Genomic DNA, 16,387 nt, shown 5'->3' on the forward strand with positions numbered 1-16,387 from the left:
GAAGCCATGAGGCTCGCAATGCTTCGCGCAGATCCGGCGCTCAGTCGTTTCGATCCTCTGCCGCGCATCCTGTCGTTTGACGATTTTTCGCGCGGGCATTGCGGCTGGTCGCAGTTGGTCGGCAATTACGAGGACAGCCTCGACGTCATGCTGCCGGGCTTTGCCCAGCACTCGAGCGCCATGCTCTCAACTCTCGGGCATTGGGATGCAGGATCCCACGGCGGCATGGATTCGTCCTATGCGCTAAAGATCGCCACAAAGGCAAAACCGGGCGCCCAGAACGTTGCAATCAAGCGCCATACCTTCCGCAAGCGCGGCCCGATCCGCTTCGAGATTTTCTTCACGTTCAAGCCGGAGGCGACGGAACTGAAACTATCGGAAACCGACGTGCGATCGATCGGCTTCCTGTTCGATCTGCAATGCGGCGATCGGGACGGAGACGGCGAGCGGGTTATGCCGCATCTGCGCTTTCTCAATGCACTTGACGGCAAGCACTTGCAGAAATGGCAGTACAAACGCGAGACCACGCCCTTCACCGCCATCGGCCGGGAAGACAAGACCGTAAGCCACTATCACCTGGCGCCCGAAGGCTGGCTGGACTTGCCGGATGGTGAACAACGGCTCTGCTACAACGAGATCCCGACGAAGGTGAACTGGAGCTATATGCGCTTCGATTTCGACCTCGCCTCCATGAAGGCGACCGGCTTGCAATGCAACGACCGGAATTTCGATGTATCCGGCTTCGAGTCGATCCGGATTCCGGCGATGAAAAACCTCTGGTGCATGCTGAACTTCTGCCTGTTCGCCGAGACGGATGTCGCCAAGCGTGCCTTTCTCTATGTCGATTCCATTTGCATTTCAGGGGATTTTTGATGCTTCCCGAAAACATCACGGCGGTGATAACCCGCAATGAGCGCTGGAGCGGTGACGCCGCGAGCGAACCCTATGAGGCCGGTTGGGCGCATGAAGCCGTATTCTTCATTCGGGCATTGAAGCCTCCCGTCGGCACTGCACCCAAGGGCTGGGTGGAAATCTCGCCTGACGGCATGCACTGGGTCCGGGAAGGAACGGAATTCGCCATGCCGGCCGAACAGGACGGCGTTGCCGTGGCCCGGCTCAACGCCTTCGGCAATTGGCTGCGCGTTGCAACCCGATTTGCCGATGGCGCTGAATGCACCGTGCTGGTGACCCTTCATCTGAAGGCCTGACTTGAGAAACCGCGGGTATCGCTCCCCGCTTTCTCCTTCCGTCAGCCAAGATAGGCGCCCTGGGCCAGAAGTTCCCTGCGCAAGTCCGCGTAGTCGACATGCCGGGGACTGGCCCTGTTGCCGACCGAAAGTGCCGCGGCAACACCGGCCGCCTGGCCGAGCGCAAAACAGGGCGGCATGACGCGAATGGCGCTGAGCGCCTCATGCGTCGCCGAGACCGCGCGGCCGGACACCAGCAGGCCCTCATGAACGCGCGGCAGCATGACCCGGTAAGGTATCTGGTAGATATTCGCCGCATCAAGCCCCTCGCCACCGGTCCCACCGCCCGAGCCTGTGGGGTCGTGAATATCGAGCGGATAGCCGCACAACGCCACGACATCGTCGAAGGCGCGGCCGGAATGCAAATCTTGCAGCGTCAGTTCGTAGGCTCCATCGATCCGTCGGGTTTCCCGTACGCCGATCTGGGTTGCCGTGTCCCGCAGTTCCACCTGTTCGAAGCCGGGCAGATTGTTGCGGAAGAAATCGAGCAGCGCCACGGTCTGCTCCCGGCCTTCGATCTCGGCAAGCGAGAGCTCAAGGGCATCAGCCCCATTGCGGCGCAACACGCGGCCGGTATTGATGCGCCAGACGCCCGGTTCCATGGTTTTGTAAAGGCCGATGCCGCGGCGAGGCGCGGGAAAGCGGCCCTCGGCCGTCGCCTTGGCGACGATCGAGGCGAAAGGCCGAAAATCCTGCGGATGCGCGCGGATGTAATCCTCCACAGCTTGGTCATCGACGTTCTGCACGCGGAAGAACAATGTTTGCGGCTGGGAAAGGCCGTCGCTTTCCCGCCCCTGACGGGTATGGACACCGGCATAATGGGCGACATCGCCGTCGGCCGAGCAATCGACGACGACCTTGGCACGAACGCTCCTCAACCCGCCTTTGCCGGCGCAAACGACCCCGAGCACCCGGGGATTGTCCGCGTCATGGTCATCGACAATGGCATCGACGACCATGGTGTGCAGCAACAATTCCACTCCCGCCTCGACGCACATGCGCTGCGCCGCGACCTTCGCCGCCTCAGGCTGGAAAGGTGTCACCTTGTCGTGGCCGTAGACGATGAAGCCGCAATAGGCCGAACCTGCCGGGATCGTACTCGGATGCAGCGCGCCGCCGAGCGCCATCATCCGCTGAACGAATTCTTCGTAGATGCCCCGGATCAGTTGCTGGCTGCCGTCGAGCGAATAGGAGGTCATGCAGGGGCCGACGAGGCCCGCCGTAAGGTTGCCGCCGAGGAAGCCGTAGCGCTCCACAAGGCGTACCCGCACGCCAAGACGTGCCGCCGCGACCGCGGCCGATAATCCCGATGGTCCGCCCCCGATGACGAGCACATCGACACCATCGAGTTCGGGAATATCGGCCGAATAGGCGTAACGGTGGGCTGTCTGCTGCATACTTCTATCCCCTCCCCATCTAGCGGAACATCGATCCGCCATCGACATCGAGCGCGGCGCCGTAGGTAAAGCTGGCTGCATCCGAGCACAGGAACATGATTGCCGCCGCCATGTCCTCGGGCCGTCCCATGCGCCGCATCGGCAGATTGCCGGCGATGCGGTCCTTCAGCGACTGGTCGATATGGGAGTGCATCGGGGAATCCGTCGGCCCGGGGTTCAGCGCGTTGATGCGGATCTTCTTGCCCGCAAGTTCCCGCGCCACCGATTTGACCATCGACAAGATCCCGGCTTTCGATGCCGCATAAGCGGTATCGGCGATCAGCCCGCCGCCGCCATGCACGCCGGCATCCGAGGCGATACAGACGATGTTGCCGCCATCGGCGTTGTCGAGCATGCGTTTGACCGCCGCCTGCACGACGAAGAAGCTGCCGAGCAGATTGACATCGAGCACGCGATGCCAATGCGCCCGATCCTGCTCGAATATACGCTTGGCTGTGATGATCGCTGCACATGTCACGACGTTATCGAGACGCGCCAGATTTGCGTCACAAAAATCGAAGGCCTTGTCGATGCTTTCCTGATCGCTGACATCCACCGTCACGGTGTGAATAGCCGCGCCGCCATTGCGCAGTTCCGCACCGTAGCGCTTCAGCCCCGCCTCGTCACGATCCGCCATGACGACTTCCGCGCCCTTGCTGGCGAAGGCCCTTGCCGTTTCAAGACCCATTCCGCTCGCTGCGCCCGTGATAAGGACGCTTCGGCCCGCAAAACTATCGTCGGAAAAGGTAGCATAGGTCCCAGACATCGTCGCAGCGTCCTTCATCAAGGGCAGCCCAACACCAGTCAGCAGGCTCGCCTCACCATTGCTAGTAACGTAGCAACTATGTTATATAGTTGTAAAGCGCAATGTGGAGGCGATACGCAGACTGGAAACAGAGTTTCGCGTGGGCAAAATACTCAGGACGGAGGGGCAACTGTTGGTCGCGCTGATCTCAAAAAGCGCGGCAGGCGGCGAAAATACGGGCTCGGGAAGGGCGATGTTCTCTTCCCGAACTGAACTCCGGCGCGATCATCCGGGGCGACTCCGCGCGAGTCGTGAGCCGGAAATGGGATGGGCGCCGCCCTGCAATGCGCCGCCCCTATTTCTCCGCCGGCGCCACGATCTTCATCACGAACGAAGTTGGCGCCTCGCCCGGCCCGAACGGTCCGGGCACCTTGTTGCTCACCGGCGGCAGGCTCTTGAGATAGGCCGCAATCGCCGCGGCGTCAGAGTCGGTGAGCTTCGCCAATGCGGGCCACGGCATGACCGGAGCGAGCATGCGTCCGTCGGGGCGCCTGCCTGTCCGGATCGCAGTGACGATATCACGCTCGCTCCAACGCCCGAGACCCGTCTCCTCATCGGGCGTGAGGTTGGGGCCGTAGAACACCCCGACATCAGGGATCTCGAAACCGACCTCGGAGCCGCCGAGGTGACGCGTCATGTCCGGCTTGCCGAGGAAATGTCCCGGCGTGTGGCAATCGGTGCAGCTCGTGATGGTCACCAGGTATTTCCCCCGTTCGACCAGCTCGCTGTCGGCCGCGCCGGCAGGCGACGATCCAATCGCCGCCGCCAGCGCTGCGAATGCTGCGGGCAACACCCGCCTGGCCGCCCGCGACGCCACGCGCGTGACAGCAGTTCCGAAATCGTGAATGCTCATGCTTCCCTCCGTCCCGTTGCTCTGGAGCATGATGCCGAAAAGTGTGCGCGGTTTTCAGACGACATCATGCTCTGATTTAGATCAGGTTTCATATTTTAGGCCGATTGGGCCCAAATCATCCTGATCTAGGGCTTGCGGCCGATCACCGCGCCGTTCGCGGCGGGTGCGTCGAACCAGACCGTCTCGATGTGCCGGAAGCCGGCTTCCTCGAGCCACGCCGAATATTCGGCCGGCGTGTAGTTTCGCCCTTCCGTCTCGATCAGCATGTTGAGGCTCATCAGCGCGGCCGGCGCCGGCCCGGTCTTTTCGTCATTGACGAGAAGCTCGCTGATGATCACTGCGCCGCCGCTCGGCAAAGCCTCGAAGGACCGGCGCAGCAGGGCGCGGTTCTGGCCTCGTCCCAATCGTGCGGGATCATCGACAGGAGATGCACCTCGTGATCCCCGGGAAGCTGTTCGGAGAAGTTGCCGCCGGCGGTCTCGCACGGCGAAATTCGACTCCCTATTTTTGCATAGACGTCGGCGATACCTCAGAAGGTTCGCGGCCCGCCGAGGGTAATCAATAGGCTAACTTCGTTTCTCCAAGCGGTTTGTTTTGCGCCACTCTTCGTATTCTCCGCGGGCATCGTCATGCAGCGGATAGTAGCGCTGCAACGACCCGCCCTCCATAAGCTTCACTCGCGAGAACTCCTCCCAATCGTGATGCTTTTGCGACTCTTCGATTACCTTCGCGGCCATTGCGACTGGAAGCACGACCACCCCGTCATCGTCGGCGACGATGATGTCTCCGGGGATTACCGTGACACCGCCGCAGGCAATCGGAACGTTGACCGCATTCGGATAGATGCTGGTCTGCACATGGTAGTTGGGCGTCCAGCCACGTAGCCATAGGGGGAGATCCAGCTTCTCGACATTGGGCCGGTCGCGCATGCACCCATCGATCACGATGCCAGCGCCGCCTCTGCCTTTGAAATAGGTCGACATCATATCGCCGAAGACGCCCGAGCTCATGTCGCCGCGCGCGTCGACCACGACCACATCGCCCTCCTGCACGTGATAGAGCACGTGCCGGTGCAACTGCGTCTCCGGATCGGCATATTCTCCCTCGGTGAAGAGGTCCGGCCGCTGCGGCATGAACTGGAGCGTCAGGGCCGGCCCGACGATCGACTTCCCGCGATTCTGCGGCACGGGACCGACCATGTGCGGATTGCGGAAGCCCATGTGGCCAAGCGTGCCGGAAACCGTCGCGGCGCCGATTTCCTTCAATGCGTCGATCAGTTCTTTGGGCGGTCGCGTAATGTCGGGCGTATGCGTCATTTTAGGCTCCGGTGGATGAAACTACCAGTTTGTGACAGAACCGTCGCGGCGTTTCAGGTGCGGCGCTTCCCAGAAACGAAAGCTCTCCGTCTTGACCGCCTCTTCGTTGACCTCGACGCCGAGCCCCGGCAGGTCGCTGACCGGATAGTCGGGGCCGTCGAGTCTTGGTTGCACGGGGAAGAAGTCGGAATTATCGAAGCCCAGTTTTGCTTCGGGCGCTCTGGTCTCGAGCCAGGCGAAATTCGGTACCGCGGCGGCGAGATGGATGGTCGCGGCCGTGCAGACCGGGCCGAGGGGGTTGTGGGGCATCAGGTCCACATAGTGCGCCTCGCTCCAACCGGCGATCTTCATCGCTTCGGTGAGCCCGCCAACATTGCAAACATCGAGCCGGTTGAACTGATGGATGCCACGTTCGATGTAGGGCAGGAATTGCCACTTGCTGGCAAATTCCTCGCCGATGGCGAAGGGAATGTCGGTCATCGTGCGCAGGGATTCGTAGGCCTCCGGTGTCTCGTCTCGTATCGGCTCTTCGAGGAAATCAAGCACGCCACGGCCGAGCTTGTTGCAGAAGCTCGCCGCCTCTGCCACCGACAGCCGATGATGATAGTCGATGCCGAGGACGACCTCGTCGCCCAGCGCCTCGCGCGCCTTGTTCAGCATAGTTGCGGTCGCGCCGATCGACTCCCGCGGTTCAAAGATGTCCTTGTTGTTTTGCCCGATGGGAAAGAAGCGGATCGCCTGCCACCCTTGTTCGCGTAATTCGCGGGCTCGTTCGATGGCAACATCGCCCTCGGCCTCGTCACCCGTTGAGGCGAAGGTAGGAATACGGTCGCGCTGCTTGCCGCCCAACAGTTCGTAGGCCGGCACGCCCAGCGCCTTGCCCTTGATGTCGTGAAGGGCAATGTCGATGGCGGAAATTGCCGCCTGCAGAACGCGCCCGCCTTCAAAGTATTGGCTGCGATAAACTTCTTGCCAGATCCGACCAATCTGCATCGGATCGCGGCCGATGAGAAACTCGCGATAGTGCTCGATCGCGCCGGCCACGGCCTTTTCGCGACCGCTCAAGCCGCTCTCGCCCCAGCCGAAAATGCCGTTGTCGGTCTCGACTTTGACCAGCATCTGGTTGCGCGTTCCCACCCATACTGGATAGGGCTTGATGGCCGTGATTTTAAGCTTCGTAGTCATTCACGCCCTCGATTCGCACGCATCGGCTCTGTCTCAGTGGGCCTTGAGGGCCATTTCTGTTTCGCCGTCGAACAGATGCATCCGCTCCTGATCGAACTCGAGCCAAATCGGCTCGTCGGGCGCGACGGCAATGGTCGGCGGTACGCTGACATTGACGATGGCGCCGGAAAGAAACGCCTGCACGAAGGTGACGTCTCCGGTCGGCTCCACCGTATAGGCCTTGGCAGGAATGCTGCCTGGCACCGCACTCTTGTGCAGCTTGATCGTCGAGTGACGTGCGCCGAGCACGACTTTCTTGGTTGTCGCCCTTGAGACCTTCTGAGCGTTTTCTGGCGAGAGCTCGAGGCGCCAGCCCTCCGCACTCGTCAACACGGTGTTGCCGCTTGCCGTTGACGTCTCCAGCGGAACAAGGCTCATCGCCGGGCTGCCGACGAAGCTGGCGACGAACATGTTCACCGGATGGGCAAAGACCTGCGCCGGTGAATCGTATTGCTGCAGGTAGCCGCCGTTCATCACCGCCATCCTGTCGGCCATGGTTACCGCTTCGAGCTGGTCGTGCGTCACGTAGATAATCGTCGCCTTGAGGTCCTGGTGGAAACGCTTGATCTCCGACCGCATCTGCACGCGCAGCTTTGCGTCGAGGTTGGAGAGTGGTTCATCCATCAGGAATACCGCCGGATCGCGAACGAGTGCACGACCGAGCGCCACGCGCTGCTGTTGCCCGCCCGAAAGTTCGCGTGGCTTGCGCTCGAGCAGCTGCGTCATGTCGAGCACTCGCGCTGCTTCCTTGACCTTCTTGTCGATCTCGTCCCTTGGCAATTTGCGCATCTGCAGCGGGAACGCCAGGTTTTTGTAGACCGATTTCTGCGGATAGAGCGCGTAGTTCTGGAACACCATTGCGATGTCGCGGTCCTTGGGGTCGAGGTCGTTGACCACCCGGTCGCCGATGACGATGTCGCCAGATGTGATGGGGATGAGCCCCGCCACAAGATTGAGCGTGGTTGTCTTGCCGCAGCCTGAAGGGCCGACGAGCGCAACAAATTCGCCGTCGTTGACCGTCAGCGAAACATCGTTGACAGCTTTGAAGCTGCCATAGGTCTTGACAAGATCTTTGAGGACCACGTGAGCCACCGGCAACTCCCTAGTGCTTGACTGCGCCTTCTGTGAGGGCGCGTACGAAGTATCGTTGCAGGACGAGGAACAAGACCACGACGGGCACGCTCATCATAAAGCTGGCCGCCATAAGGCCGGGAAAGTCCGTCGTATTTTCGGAGAAGAAGCGTTGGATGCCGACCGGCAGTGTCAGCTGGTCGTTCTTGGAGAGGAAGGTGTAGGCATAGATGTACTCGTTCCACGCGCCGATGAAGGAATAGATCGCCGTGGCGATGATTCCTGGCGCCGAGAGCGGCATCACGATCAGGACAAAGGCCTGGAACCGCGTTGCCCCATCGATGCGCGCGGCCTGCTCGAGTTGCACCGGGATGTTGTCGTAGAAGCCCTTGAGGAGCCAGATTGCCAGCGGCAGGCCGAATGTGAGGTAAGTGAGGATGAGCGAGCTATGCGTGTTCACCAGCCCGATCGCGCGCATCAGGATGAAGAGCGGCACGAGAAAGATCACCGCCGGGAACATGTTGCGAAGCAATACGGCGAAGAACAGAAAGTTCCGGCCTGGGAAAGTGAAGCGCGAAAACGCGTAGGCCGCAGGAACTGCCACGATCACCGAAAGGATGGTCGTGGCAGTGGAGACGAAAAGGCTGTTCCAGAAGAAACGAAGGAAGTCCTGACCGACGCTGTTTTGCGGATCGAGCAGCTTCTGGTAGCTGGCAAGAGTAGGTTGGTCCGGCCACCATTGCGGCGGGAATTGCATCGCCGCGAAGCCGGACTTGATCGACGTGATCAGCATCCAGATCATCGGTAATGCGGTGTAAAGCAGCATGAACACAAGGAAGATGCGTCCGCCCCACCGCCATCCATCGATGCGCATACGGCGACGCGCCTGGCCTTGAGCAGTCTCGACAATCGTGCTCATTCGCTCCCGTCTTTCTGGTCGTTGCCGCTCAGCGCACGAACGTAGAAGTAGCCGAGCGACATCAGGATCAGGAACAGCAGTACCGAATAGGCCGATGCCACCCCCCAGCGCTGGCGGCCGAAGGCGAGTTCGTAAATGTGAGTGATCCAGATATGCGATGCATTCGACGGCCCGCCGCCGGTCATGATCCAGGGGATGATGAAAGAATTGAAGTTGGCCACTGCCAGCAGAAGGATCGTCACCGTCGAGACGTTTCTCAAGTGCGGAAAGGTGACGTGCCAGAACCGCTGCCATGCATTGGCTCCGTCGACTTTTGCGGCGCGCAGCAATTGGTCGGGAACCGTCTGCAGGCCGGCCATCATCATGATCATGGCGAACGGAAATTCTCGCCAGATATTCACGACGATCAGCGAGGGCAACACCGTACTGACGCTGTCGATGAAATTCGGCGGCCGGTCGCTCAATCCCAGGCCAACCAGCACTGAGCCAATGATCCCAAAGTCCGAATGGTAGATCCATTTCCAGATATATGATGCGGCAACCGCGCTGATGACCCAGGGAATGATCAGGATGGCGCGCAGGATGGCGCGGCCAGCGAAGTCACGATGAAGTGCGAGGGCGCAAGCGAACCCCAGGACAAATGCGATGAAAGTCGATCCCGCTGTCCAGATAAGAGTGTTCGAGGTAACCGTCCAGAACACCGGACTTTTGAGGATGGCGGTGTAGTTGTCGAGGCCGACGAAAATCTTGTCCCGAAGCTGCAGACCAGGCGGTGTGTTGAAGAACGACAGCTCGATCGTGTAATAGATGGGGTAGGCTATGACGATGAGCATCACGGCGATCGCAGGAAGCACGTACGCGTAGTCAGCGCGATGCTCCCAGACCTTTCGCAGCACTCCGGACCTATGAGGTCGCAGTCGTCGGGAAACCTCGGCCTTCCCAGTCAAGATCGTCACCGTGCAGAGCCCTCATCCTTGGGAACAAAACCGGCTGCGACCGATGTGCAGCCGGTCAGATCGTCGGACTTGGACTAGAGCCCACCGTCCATCAGGTCTTTGACCTTCTTGGCCGCATCGTCTGCTGCCTGGTCGACGGTCATGGCCCCAGTCAGAGCATTCTGGAGCATGTCCGGGACGATGATGTTCATGATCTCGGGGGACTGTGGCAGTGCCGGGAACGGGATGCCGTAAGGCAGCATCGAGGTCGTGACATCAAGAAACTTGATGCTGTCCAGGCGTTCCTTCATCCATTTTGTCTTGAAGCCATTGAGGTTCCCCGGGTTCGAGCCGGCATAAGCCATCTTCAGTGACCATTCGGGGCTTGTCCACATGCAGATGATAGCTTTTGCCGCCGGCTCGTCTACCTTGCCGCCTTCGACATATTCGGGCTTCAGGATGTGAATGTTGGAGCCGCCAAACACGACGGCACGCTTGCCGTCGGGGCCAGTCGGAATCAAGCCATAGCGCATGTTGTCGATCACGGTCTGCGCCTTGTCCTTGTCGGTGGCCGTCGCCTTTTTCTGCAGGTCGAGCATGACGTTGTAGTCGGACGGATGCGAGATCATCATGCCGAGCTGGCCAGCGAGGAAGAGGGGCTGGTTGTCGGCCTGCTGGTTGGTGAGCGCCGAAACCGGAACCGACTTGTCGCGAACATACATATCGTAGGAGGCTTGCAATGCCGCTTTGCTCTGCGGGCTATCGAGCTCGACCTCCTTATAGGTCGGATCGGCGGTGGCCTCATCGAAGACGCCGCCGCCATAGGCCCACAGCTGCGGCATGAAGCGGTACGGCGTATTGCCGGCATTCTTGCGAGCCACGAGGCCGTAACCGGCAATGCCGAGCTTGTCGTGGATCTGCTTGGAATACTTGACGACGTCCTCCCAGGTTGCCGGGGCCTTGTCCGGATCGAGGCCTGCACGCTTGAAGATGTCGGCGTTCCAGATGAACGCCATCGTCTCGTTGTTGGTTGGAATGCCGTAGGTGACGTCTTCCCAGGTTACAGCCTTCATGGCGCCGGGCCAGAAATCCTCGGTCGAATACCCTACATCCTCAGGTTTGAGCGGCTCCAAATATCCCTTTGAGGCGAACTCGGTGCCACCCAGGATTTGCAGGCGGACCGCCATGGGCGCTGCATTGCCCAAGAGCGCGGTCCGGAACTTGTCCAACAGGTCGTTATAGGTGAGGGCTTGTTCCTCAAGCTGGATGTTTGGATAGGTTTTGCGGAAGGTCTCGAAGAACTCCTTGTAATACTGGCGCAGGAGGTCGGGGTCGCCCTCGAACACGCCCTGATACCAGAAAGTCAGCCGCCCCTTGTAGTCGAGAGGGGTGACCTTGCCGCAATCAGCTGCCGTGTCAAAATTCTGTGTGCCGGCAATGGAGCGCACGTATTGCGGCGACCATTTGCTCAAGTCGACCGGCGCGCCGAGCGCCGAGGCCGACATCAGTGATAGCATCAAAGCAGTCGATATAGTGCCGCGCAGGACGGCACCGCCGAGTGAAATCCTCGTCATAGGGTATCCTCCAGGTTCTCCCATGCCGCTCTGCGTCGAGGCGAGCGGTCTTTGCTCCCCGGCCGCGGGACTTTCCACCCAATGTATCCCTTTGACCTCATCATACGTTTTCAGATCGTAGATTGCCTGTCAATAAGAGAAATCGTACATTGTTTAACCAAAACTCGCGTGATATCCGAGCAGTGTATGTATTGATTGGGGATAGCATTGGCCGAAACAAGCGATTTTAAAGCACAGCCACCCGAAGGGATCGACGCTATCGGGGCCTCCAGCGAGGGCGCCTCGCTTTATCAATTGATCAGGGACGACATCATCGAAGGGCGGCTCGCTGCCAACGAGCGGCTTGTGGTCACGGATCTCGCCCGGCGCCACGGCACCTCGACCAACCCCGTGCGCGAGGCTCTGCAACTGTTGCGCGGTGAGGGCTTTGTCACCTTCTTTCCCAACCGCGGAGCGCGCGTCCGGCCCATAGATCAGGATTTTGTTCGGGACATCTACGAGATAGGAGTCTTGATCGAGCCGGCCCTGACGCGATGGTTCGTGAATATGGCCACCGTCGAGGACATTGCTGAACTCGAACGCATCCAAGGCTTGATCGAAGAGAACAACTTCGCCGACACGTTCAGGCACAGCGAGCTGGACACCGCCTTTCACACCGTAATGTACCAAAGGCACTACAACCGCCATGCCGCCGAGCTTTGGTGGAAGCATCGCGAAGTGCTTCGAGCCGTGAGCCGGCGTTTCAACTTCACGCTCGCCCGGCGTGCCGCGATCCTGAGCGAGCATCGCGAGCTCATCGCGCATGTCAAAGCGGGTAATGCGAACGAGGCAGGCGAACTCATTGCACGCCATGTCGAAGGCTCCGGCCGGCACATCCTCGAACACATGCGTGCGCGTAACGCCGCTCGGGCAGGATAGAATACCTCGCCCGGAGTATCGCTATACCGAACCACCTCAGATAAGGGCAGTTGAGATGAAAATCACCAGCGTGCGGCCGTGGCTCATCAAGTCCGATGCTTCCTATTGGGGAGAGTTTCTGTTCGTCGAAGTAACGACCGATGAGGGGGTGAGCGGCTGGGGAGAGATCACCACCACGACGAGGCTCGCCAATCGCGCCCTCTGCACGATCCTGAGGCAGATCGGTGCCGCTGTGACAGGCGAGGACCCGGCGCGAATCGAGTATCTGTGGCACAAGATATTCCGAAGCTTCACCTACATGGGCAGTCGCGGCGCCGCGGTCGAATGCGTGAGCGCCATTGACATAGCCCTCTGGGACATCCGGGGCAAAGTTCTGGGTAAGCCGATTTACGACCTGTTGGGTGGGCCGGTACGCGATCAAATCGCGCTCTACACGCACCCCAACCAGGCTAAATTTACCAGCAATGAGGCTGTTGTCCGCGAAATTCGAGACATCGTCGAGTCCGGCCACACTGCGCTGAAGTTCGATCCTTTCCCCCAACAAGGCGGCACCGCCGACGGAGAGCCTCGCGAACAGCGCGACGGCTACCTCGATGGCAGCATGACCCGCAAGGATGAGCGCGAAGCTGCCGAACTCACGGCTCTGATCCGCGAAACGGCGGGCTCTGATGTCGACATCCTCATCGATGCGCATGGCCGCTTCGACGTTCCCACCGCCATTCGCCTTTGTCGGAGCCTCGAGGAAGCCGGTCAGATCGACTGGTTCGAGGAGCCCTGTCCACCGGAGAGCCTCAATGCGCTTAGACAGGTCCGTGAGAAGGTCAGCGCCGCTATCTCGTGGGGCGAGCGCGGCCATACGAAATGGGACTTCGTGGCGGTGCTCGAAAACAGACTAGCTGATTACATCATGCCTGATGTCACATGGACCGGCGGCATTACCGAACTCAAGAAGATTTCTGCCCTATGCGAAGCCTACTACATTCCCGTCTCGCCGCATGACGCGGCAGGGCCGATCAACGTGGTTGCGGGAGCGCAGGTGATGATGACCGTTCCCAATTTCTACAAACTCGAAACGTCGGAGTGGAACCTGGGCAAATACGATCACCTCATCGACAGGCCACTCGATGTCTCGAACGGCAGCCTCAAGCTTACGCCCAAGCCTGGTCTCGGCGTTGAAATGAACCGCGACTACCTTCAAAGCCACGAGATAGAGCTGGACTAGCAACCCCTACACCGCCCCAGCGTGGGCGGCGGCAGCCCCGCGGACTAAAACGAGGATAAACCATGCTAGAGGCAGATGGAGCCGACGAGGCGCTCAATCGTGTGAACACGCATTCCAAGCCGTCCGACCTTCGCATCACCGACTTGCGGGTAGCCGAAATCACCGGCGCTCCGTTCGCCTCAGTGCTGCTTAAGATTTACACCAATCAGGGCATCGTCGGGCTTGGCGAGGTGCGCGACGGTGCCAGCGCCACCTACGCGCTGATGCTGAAGAGCCGGCTGCTTGGCGAGAACCCTTGCAATATCGATCGACTGTTTCGCCGGATCAAGCAATTCGGCGGGCACGGCCGGCAAGGCGGCGGCGTATCGGCGGTGGAAATCGCGTTGTGGGATCTTGCCGGCAAGGCCTATGGCGTCCCCGTCTACCAGATGCTTGGCGGCCGTTTTCGGGAAAAAGTGCGCGTCTATTGCGACACCGACGCTACCGTGCCGAGCGGTACCGAGACCGGCAAGCGCCTCAAGCAGCGCATGGAGCTCGGCTTCACCTTCCTCAAGATGGATCTGGGGCTGATGCAGATCGCGGATGTGCCCGGGGCGGTAGTGTCTCCTGCCGGCTCACTTGAAGGCTACCGCGACCACCCCGGCCGCGGTCCGCTGAAGACCAATGAAGAGCGGCGCGTGCGCAACGCTGCATACGATTTGCATAACGTCCCACACCCATTTACCGGCCTCCACTTTTCCGACAAGGGCCTCGACTTCCTTGAGCAATACATTGCCGAGGTTCGTGAGGTCATCGGAATGGATGTGCCGCTCGCAATCGACCATATCGGCCATATCTCGATGCAGAACGGCATCCGCCTTGCCAGGCGAATTGAAAAATACGTGCCAGCCTGGCTCGAGGATGTGATCCCGTGGCAGTATACCGATCAATACCGACAACTGCAGGACGCCACCACAGTGCCGATCTGCACTGGCGAGGACATATACCTCAAGGAAGGCTTCGAGCCTCTGCTCAAGAGCGGCGGCGTCTCCGTTATCCACCCGGACCTGCTCACCAGCGGGGGCATCCTCGAGACCAAGAAGATCGGCGACATGGCGCAGGACCACGGTGTCGCCATGGCGATCCACATGGCAGAAAGTCCAATCGCAGCAATGGCCGCGGCACATGTCGCGATCGCGACTGAAAACTTCATGGCGCTCGAATACCACTCTGTCGATGTCGACTGGTGGGACGATATCGTCACCGGCCTTCCCAGGCCACTGGTGAAGGACGGTTTTGTCACTGTTCCAGACAAGCCGGGCCTGGGGATTGACGACGTCGTCGACGAGGTGATCTCGCAGCATCTGCAGCCGGGTGTCACCGGCATCTGGTTGCCGACGGATCACTGGGACGATGAGTATTCCTGGGATCGCACCTGGAGCTGAGGCGAAGAGGAACGAAGATGAAGATCACCGATCTCCGCTGTGCCGTTATCGGCAAACACCCGATCGTCCGCATCGTTACGGACGAGGGCCTCTATGGCTTGGGCGAAGTCGAATTCACCAAGTCCCACCTCAAGCCCTGGGTACTGCATTTCCGCGAGGCGCTGATCGGCGAGGACCCGACCGACGTCGAGAGAGTAATGTTGAAGATCCGTCAACGCGGCTCTTTCAAGCCGTACGGCGCGGCGGTGAGCGCTATTGAGCATGCGCTGTGGGATATTGCTGGCAAGGCCGCGGGCGTGCCCGTCTATAAACTCCTCGGCGGCAAGGTGCGGGACAAGGTGCGCGTCTACAATGGTTCGATTCGCCAGGAACGCATGGGCGATCGGCCGGAAGATTACGCCGCCGACGTCAAATGGATGATGGAGCAGCCGCAGAACTTCTTCATGGTCAAGCAAGGAATCTCGTTCCACTCCAACATGAAGGACACTGTCGAGGGCTTCCACTACGGCGTGACGCAGAAGAAGGGCGGCTATCACGGTGCCATGGATCAGGGCGTGATCAGCGAGCGCGGTTTCAATCACATGCTCGACTGCGTGATCGCGATGAAGGAAGTGCTGGGCGACAAAGTCAGCCTGGCGCTCGACTGCGGCCCCGGCTGGATGCTGCCCGATGCGATCAAGTTCGCTCGCGCGGTCGAGAAGTACAATTTGATGTGGCTCGAGGACATGCTCACTGGCGACTACGTGCCGTGGGTCAATCCGCAGGCCTATCGGGAACTGACAACCTCCACCTCGACGCCAATCCACACTGGTGAGCAGATCTACCTGCGGCACAATTTCAAGGAACTGATTGAGACGCAGGCGGTACGCGTCATCGGCCCCGATCCAGCCGATGTTGGCGGCATTGCCGAGCTCAAATGGGTCGCCGAGCACGCCTACATGCACTCGATCCTGATGGCACCGCACGGCATCGCTAACGGCCTGCTTGGCCTCGGCGCGTTGATCAATGTCTGCGCCACCTTGCCGGCAAATTACATCGCCTTCGAATATCCGACCGCCTCCGATCCCTGGTGGCAGGATCTGGTAATCGGCTTGCCGCCGCAGATCGTTAAGGACAGCATGGTGGACCTACTGGAAGCGCCGGGGCTTGGCCTTGATATCGACGCCGAAGCGGCCAGGAGATATCTTAGCGAAGAGGATGCGGGCTTCTTCGACTGAACCTCCCTCCCCTCTATATCGTCGGCGATCGCAGCCGCTGGGAAACCTTGCCTTACTTCAGGGAGGCAGCGAGTGAAAGATCCGGATTACCGCATCCTGGATGCCTGCCTTGACTCACTTTGGAACGCAAAAAGCCCGCACGGGGCGGGCTTTTGAGTATGTGTATGTTGGAATTTGGTTGCGGGGGCAGGATTTGAACCTGCGGCCTTCAGGTTATGAGCCTGAC

Annotated in this window: 16 protein-coding genes; 6 read left to right on the plus strand and 10 right to left on the minus strand. The window is 60.1% G+C overall.

The genetic code is table 11. The features are described from left to right. Positions 1-6: 6 nt before the first annotated feature. Together RWK44_RS10165 and RWK44_RS10170 are read left to right on the plus strand one after the other, a co-directional pair. Positions 7-873, plus strand: a complete 867-nt coding sequence (locus tag RWK44_RS10165) for a DUF6772 family protein (protein ID WP_026265415.1) — start codon at positions 7-9, stop codon at positions 871-873. Beyond that, a complete protein-coding gene (locus tag RWK44_RS10170; RefSeq protein WP_077979179.1) occupies positions 873-1,208 on the plus strand; it encodes a hypothetical protein in 336 nt (111 codons plus the stop codon). The genes RWK44_RS10165 and RWK44_RS10170 overlap by 1 nt, the downstream gene beginning before the upstream one ends. A 41-nt stretch (positions 1,209-1,249) precedes the next feature. Here the strand turns inward: RWK44_RS10170 and RWK44_RS10175 are convergent, their stop codons facing one another. The 10 genes from RWK44_RS10175 to RWK44_RS10220 form a co-directional block, all read right to left on the minus strand. Next, entirely contained in the window at positions 1,250-2,644 is a 1,395-nt protein-coding gene (locus RWK44_RS10175) for an FAD-dependent oxidoreductase (RefSeq protein ID WP_316028745.1), read from the minus strand. Positions 2,645-2,663: 19 nt separating this feature from the next. Then, on the minus strand, positions 2,664-3,467 hold the full coding sequence (locus RWK44_RS10180) for an SDR family NAD(P)-dependent oxidoreductase (protein ID WP_131642824.1): 804 nt from the start codon (positions 3,465-3,467) through the stop codon (positions 2,664-2,666). 316 nt (positions 3,468-3,783) lie between these two features. Beyond that, positions 3,784-4,341 (minus strand): c-type cytochrome, encoded by a 558-nt coding sequence (locus tag RWK44_RS10185; protein WP_131662114.1) that lies wholly within the window; start codon positions 4,339-4,341, stop codon positions 3,784-3,786. 125 nt (positions 4,342-4,466) lie between these two features. Beyond that, positions 4,467-4,745, minus strand: a complete 279-nt coding sequence (locus tag RWK44_RS10190) for a methyltransferase (protein WP_316028746.1) — start codon at positions 4,743-4,745, stop codon at positions 4,467-4,469. A 162-nt stretch (positions 4,746-4,907) separates the two neighbouring features. Beyond that, positions 4,908-5,657 (minus strand): ribonuclease activity regulator RraA, encoded by a 750-nt coding sequence (locus RWK44_RS10195; RefSeq protein ID WP_168284566.1) that lies wholly within the window; start codon positions 5,655-5,657, stop codon positions 4,908-4,910. A 21-nt stretch (positions 5,658-5,678) separates the two neighbouring features. Continuing rightward, on the minus strand, positions 5,679-6,842 hold the full coding sequence (locus RWK44_RS10200) for a mandelate racemase/muconate lactonizing enzyme family protein (RefSeq protein WP_132613938.1): 1,164 nt from the start codon (positions 6,840-6,842) through the stop codon (positions 5,679-5,681). 33 nt (positions 6,843-6,875) lie between these two features. Further along, positions 6,876-7,973: an ABC transporter ATP-binding protein gene (locus RWK44_RS10205; RefSeq protein ID WP_168287775.1), complete on the minus strand. Its 1,098-nt coding sequence runs from the start codon at positions 7,971-7,973 to the stop codon at positions 6,876-6,878. Between the two features lie 10 nt (positions 7,974-7,983). Then, positions 7,984-8,871: a carbohydrate ABC transporter permease gene (locus tag RWK44_RS10210; protein WP_131666204.1), complete on the minus strand. Its 888-nt coding sequence runs from the start codon at positions 8,869-8,871 to the stop codon at positions 7,984-7,986. After that, positions 8,868-9,827 carry a carbohydrate ABC transporter permease gene (locus RWK44_RS10215; protein WP_027663776.1) on the minus strand — a complete coding sequence of 320 codons (960 nt, stop codon included), beginning with the start codon at positions 9,825-9,827 and terminating at the stop codon, positions 8,868-8,870. Before RWK44_RS10215 ends, RWK44_RS10210 begins: the two co-directional genes overlap by 4 nt. A 74-nt stretch (positions 9,828-9,901) precedes the next feature. Next, the gene (locus RWK44_RS10220) at positions 9,902-11,380 is read right to left on the minus strand and encodes an ABC transporter substrate-binding protein (protein WP_131642829.1); all 1,479 of its coding nucleotides are present in this window, start codon (positions 11,378-11,380) and stop codon (positions 9,902-9,904) included. Between the two features lie 207 nt (positions 11,381-11,587). Here RWK44_RS10220 and RWK44_RS10225 point away from each other — a divergent pair, with 207 nt between their 5' ends. The 4 genes from RWK44_RS10225 to RWK44_RS10240 all read left to right on the plus strand — a co-directional run bounded on the left by RWK44_RS10225 (position 11,588) and on the right by RWK44_RS10240 (position 16,161). Next, a complete protein-coding gene (locus tag RWK44_RS10225) occupies positions 11,588-12,298 on the plus strand; it encodes a GntR family transcriptional regulator (protein WP_132613942.1) in 711 nt (236 codons plus the stop codon). Positions 12,299-12,353: 55 nt separating this feature from the next. Beyond that, the gene (locus RWK44_RS10230; protein ID WP_316028747.1) at positions 12,354-13,520 is read left to right on the plus strand and encodes a mandelate racemase/muconate lactonizing enzyme family protein; all 1,167 of its coding nucleotides are present in this window, start codon (positions 12,354-12,356) and stop codon (positions 13,518-13,520) included. Positions 13,521-13,582: 62 nt separating this feature from the next. Beyond that, on the plus strand, positions 13,583-14,944 hold the full coding sequence (locus tag RWK44_RS10235) for a mandelate racemase/muconate lactonizing enzyme family protein (RefSeq protein WP_131666207.1): 1,362 nt from the start codon (positions 13,583-13,585) through the stop codon (positions 14,942-14,944). Positions 14,945-14,961: 17 nt separating this feature from the next. Then, positions 14,962-16,161 (plus strand): mandelate racemase/muconate lactonizing enzyme family protein, encoded by a 1,200-nt coding sequence (locus tag RWK44_RS10240; RefSeq protein WP_131666208.1) that lies wholly within the window; start codon positions 14,962-14,964, stop codon positions 16,159-16,161. Positions 16,162-16,387: the final 226 nt, after the last annotated feature.

Origin of the sequence: Rhizobium sp. 25PS6, from assembly GCF_032464655.1 — a bacterium.
Taxonomy (GTDB): Bacteria; Pseudomonadota; Alphaproteobacteria; order Rhizobiales; family Rhizobiaceae; genus Rhizobium; species Rhizobium laguerreae.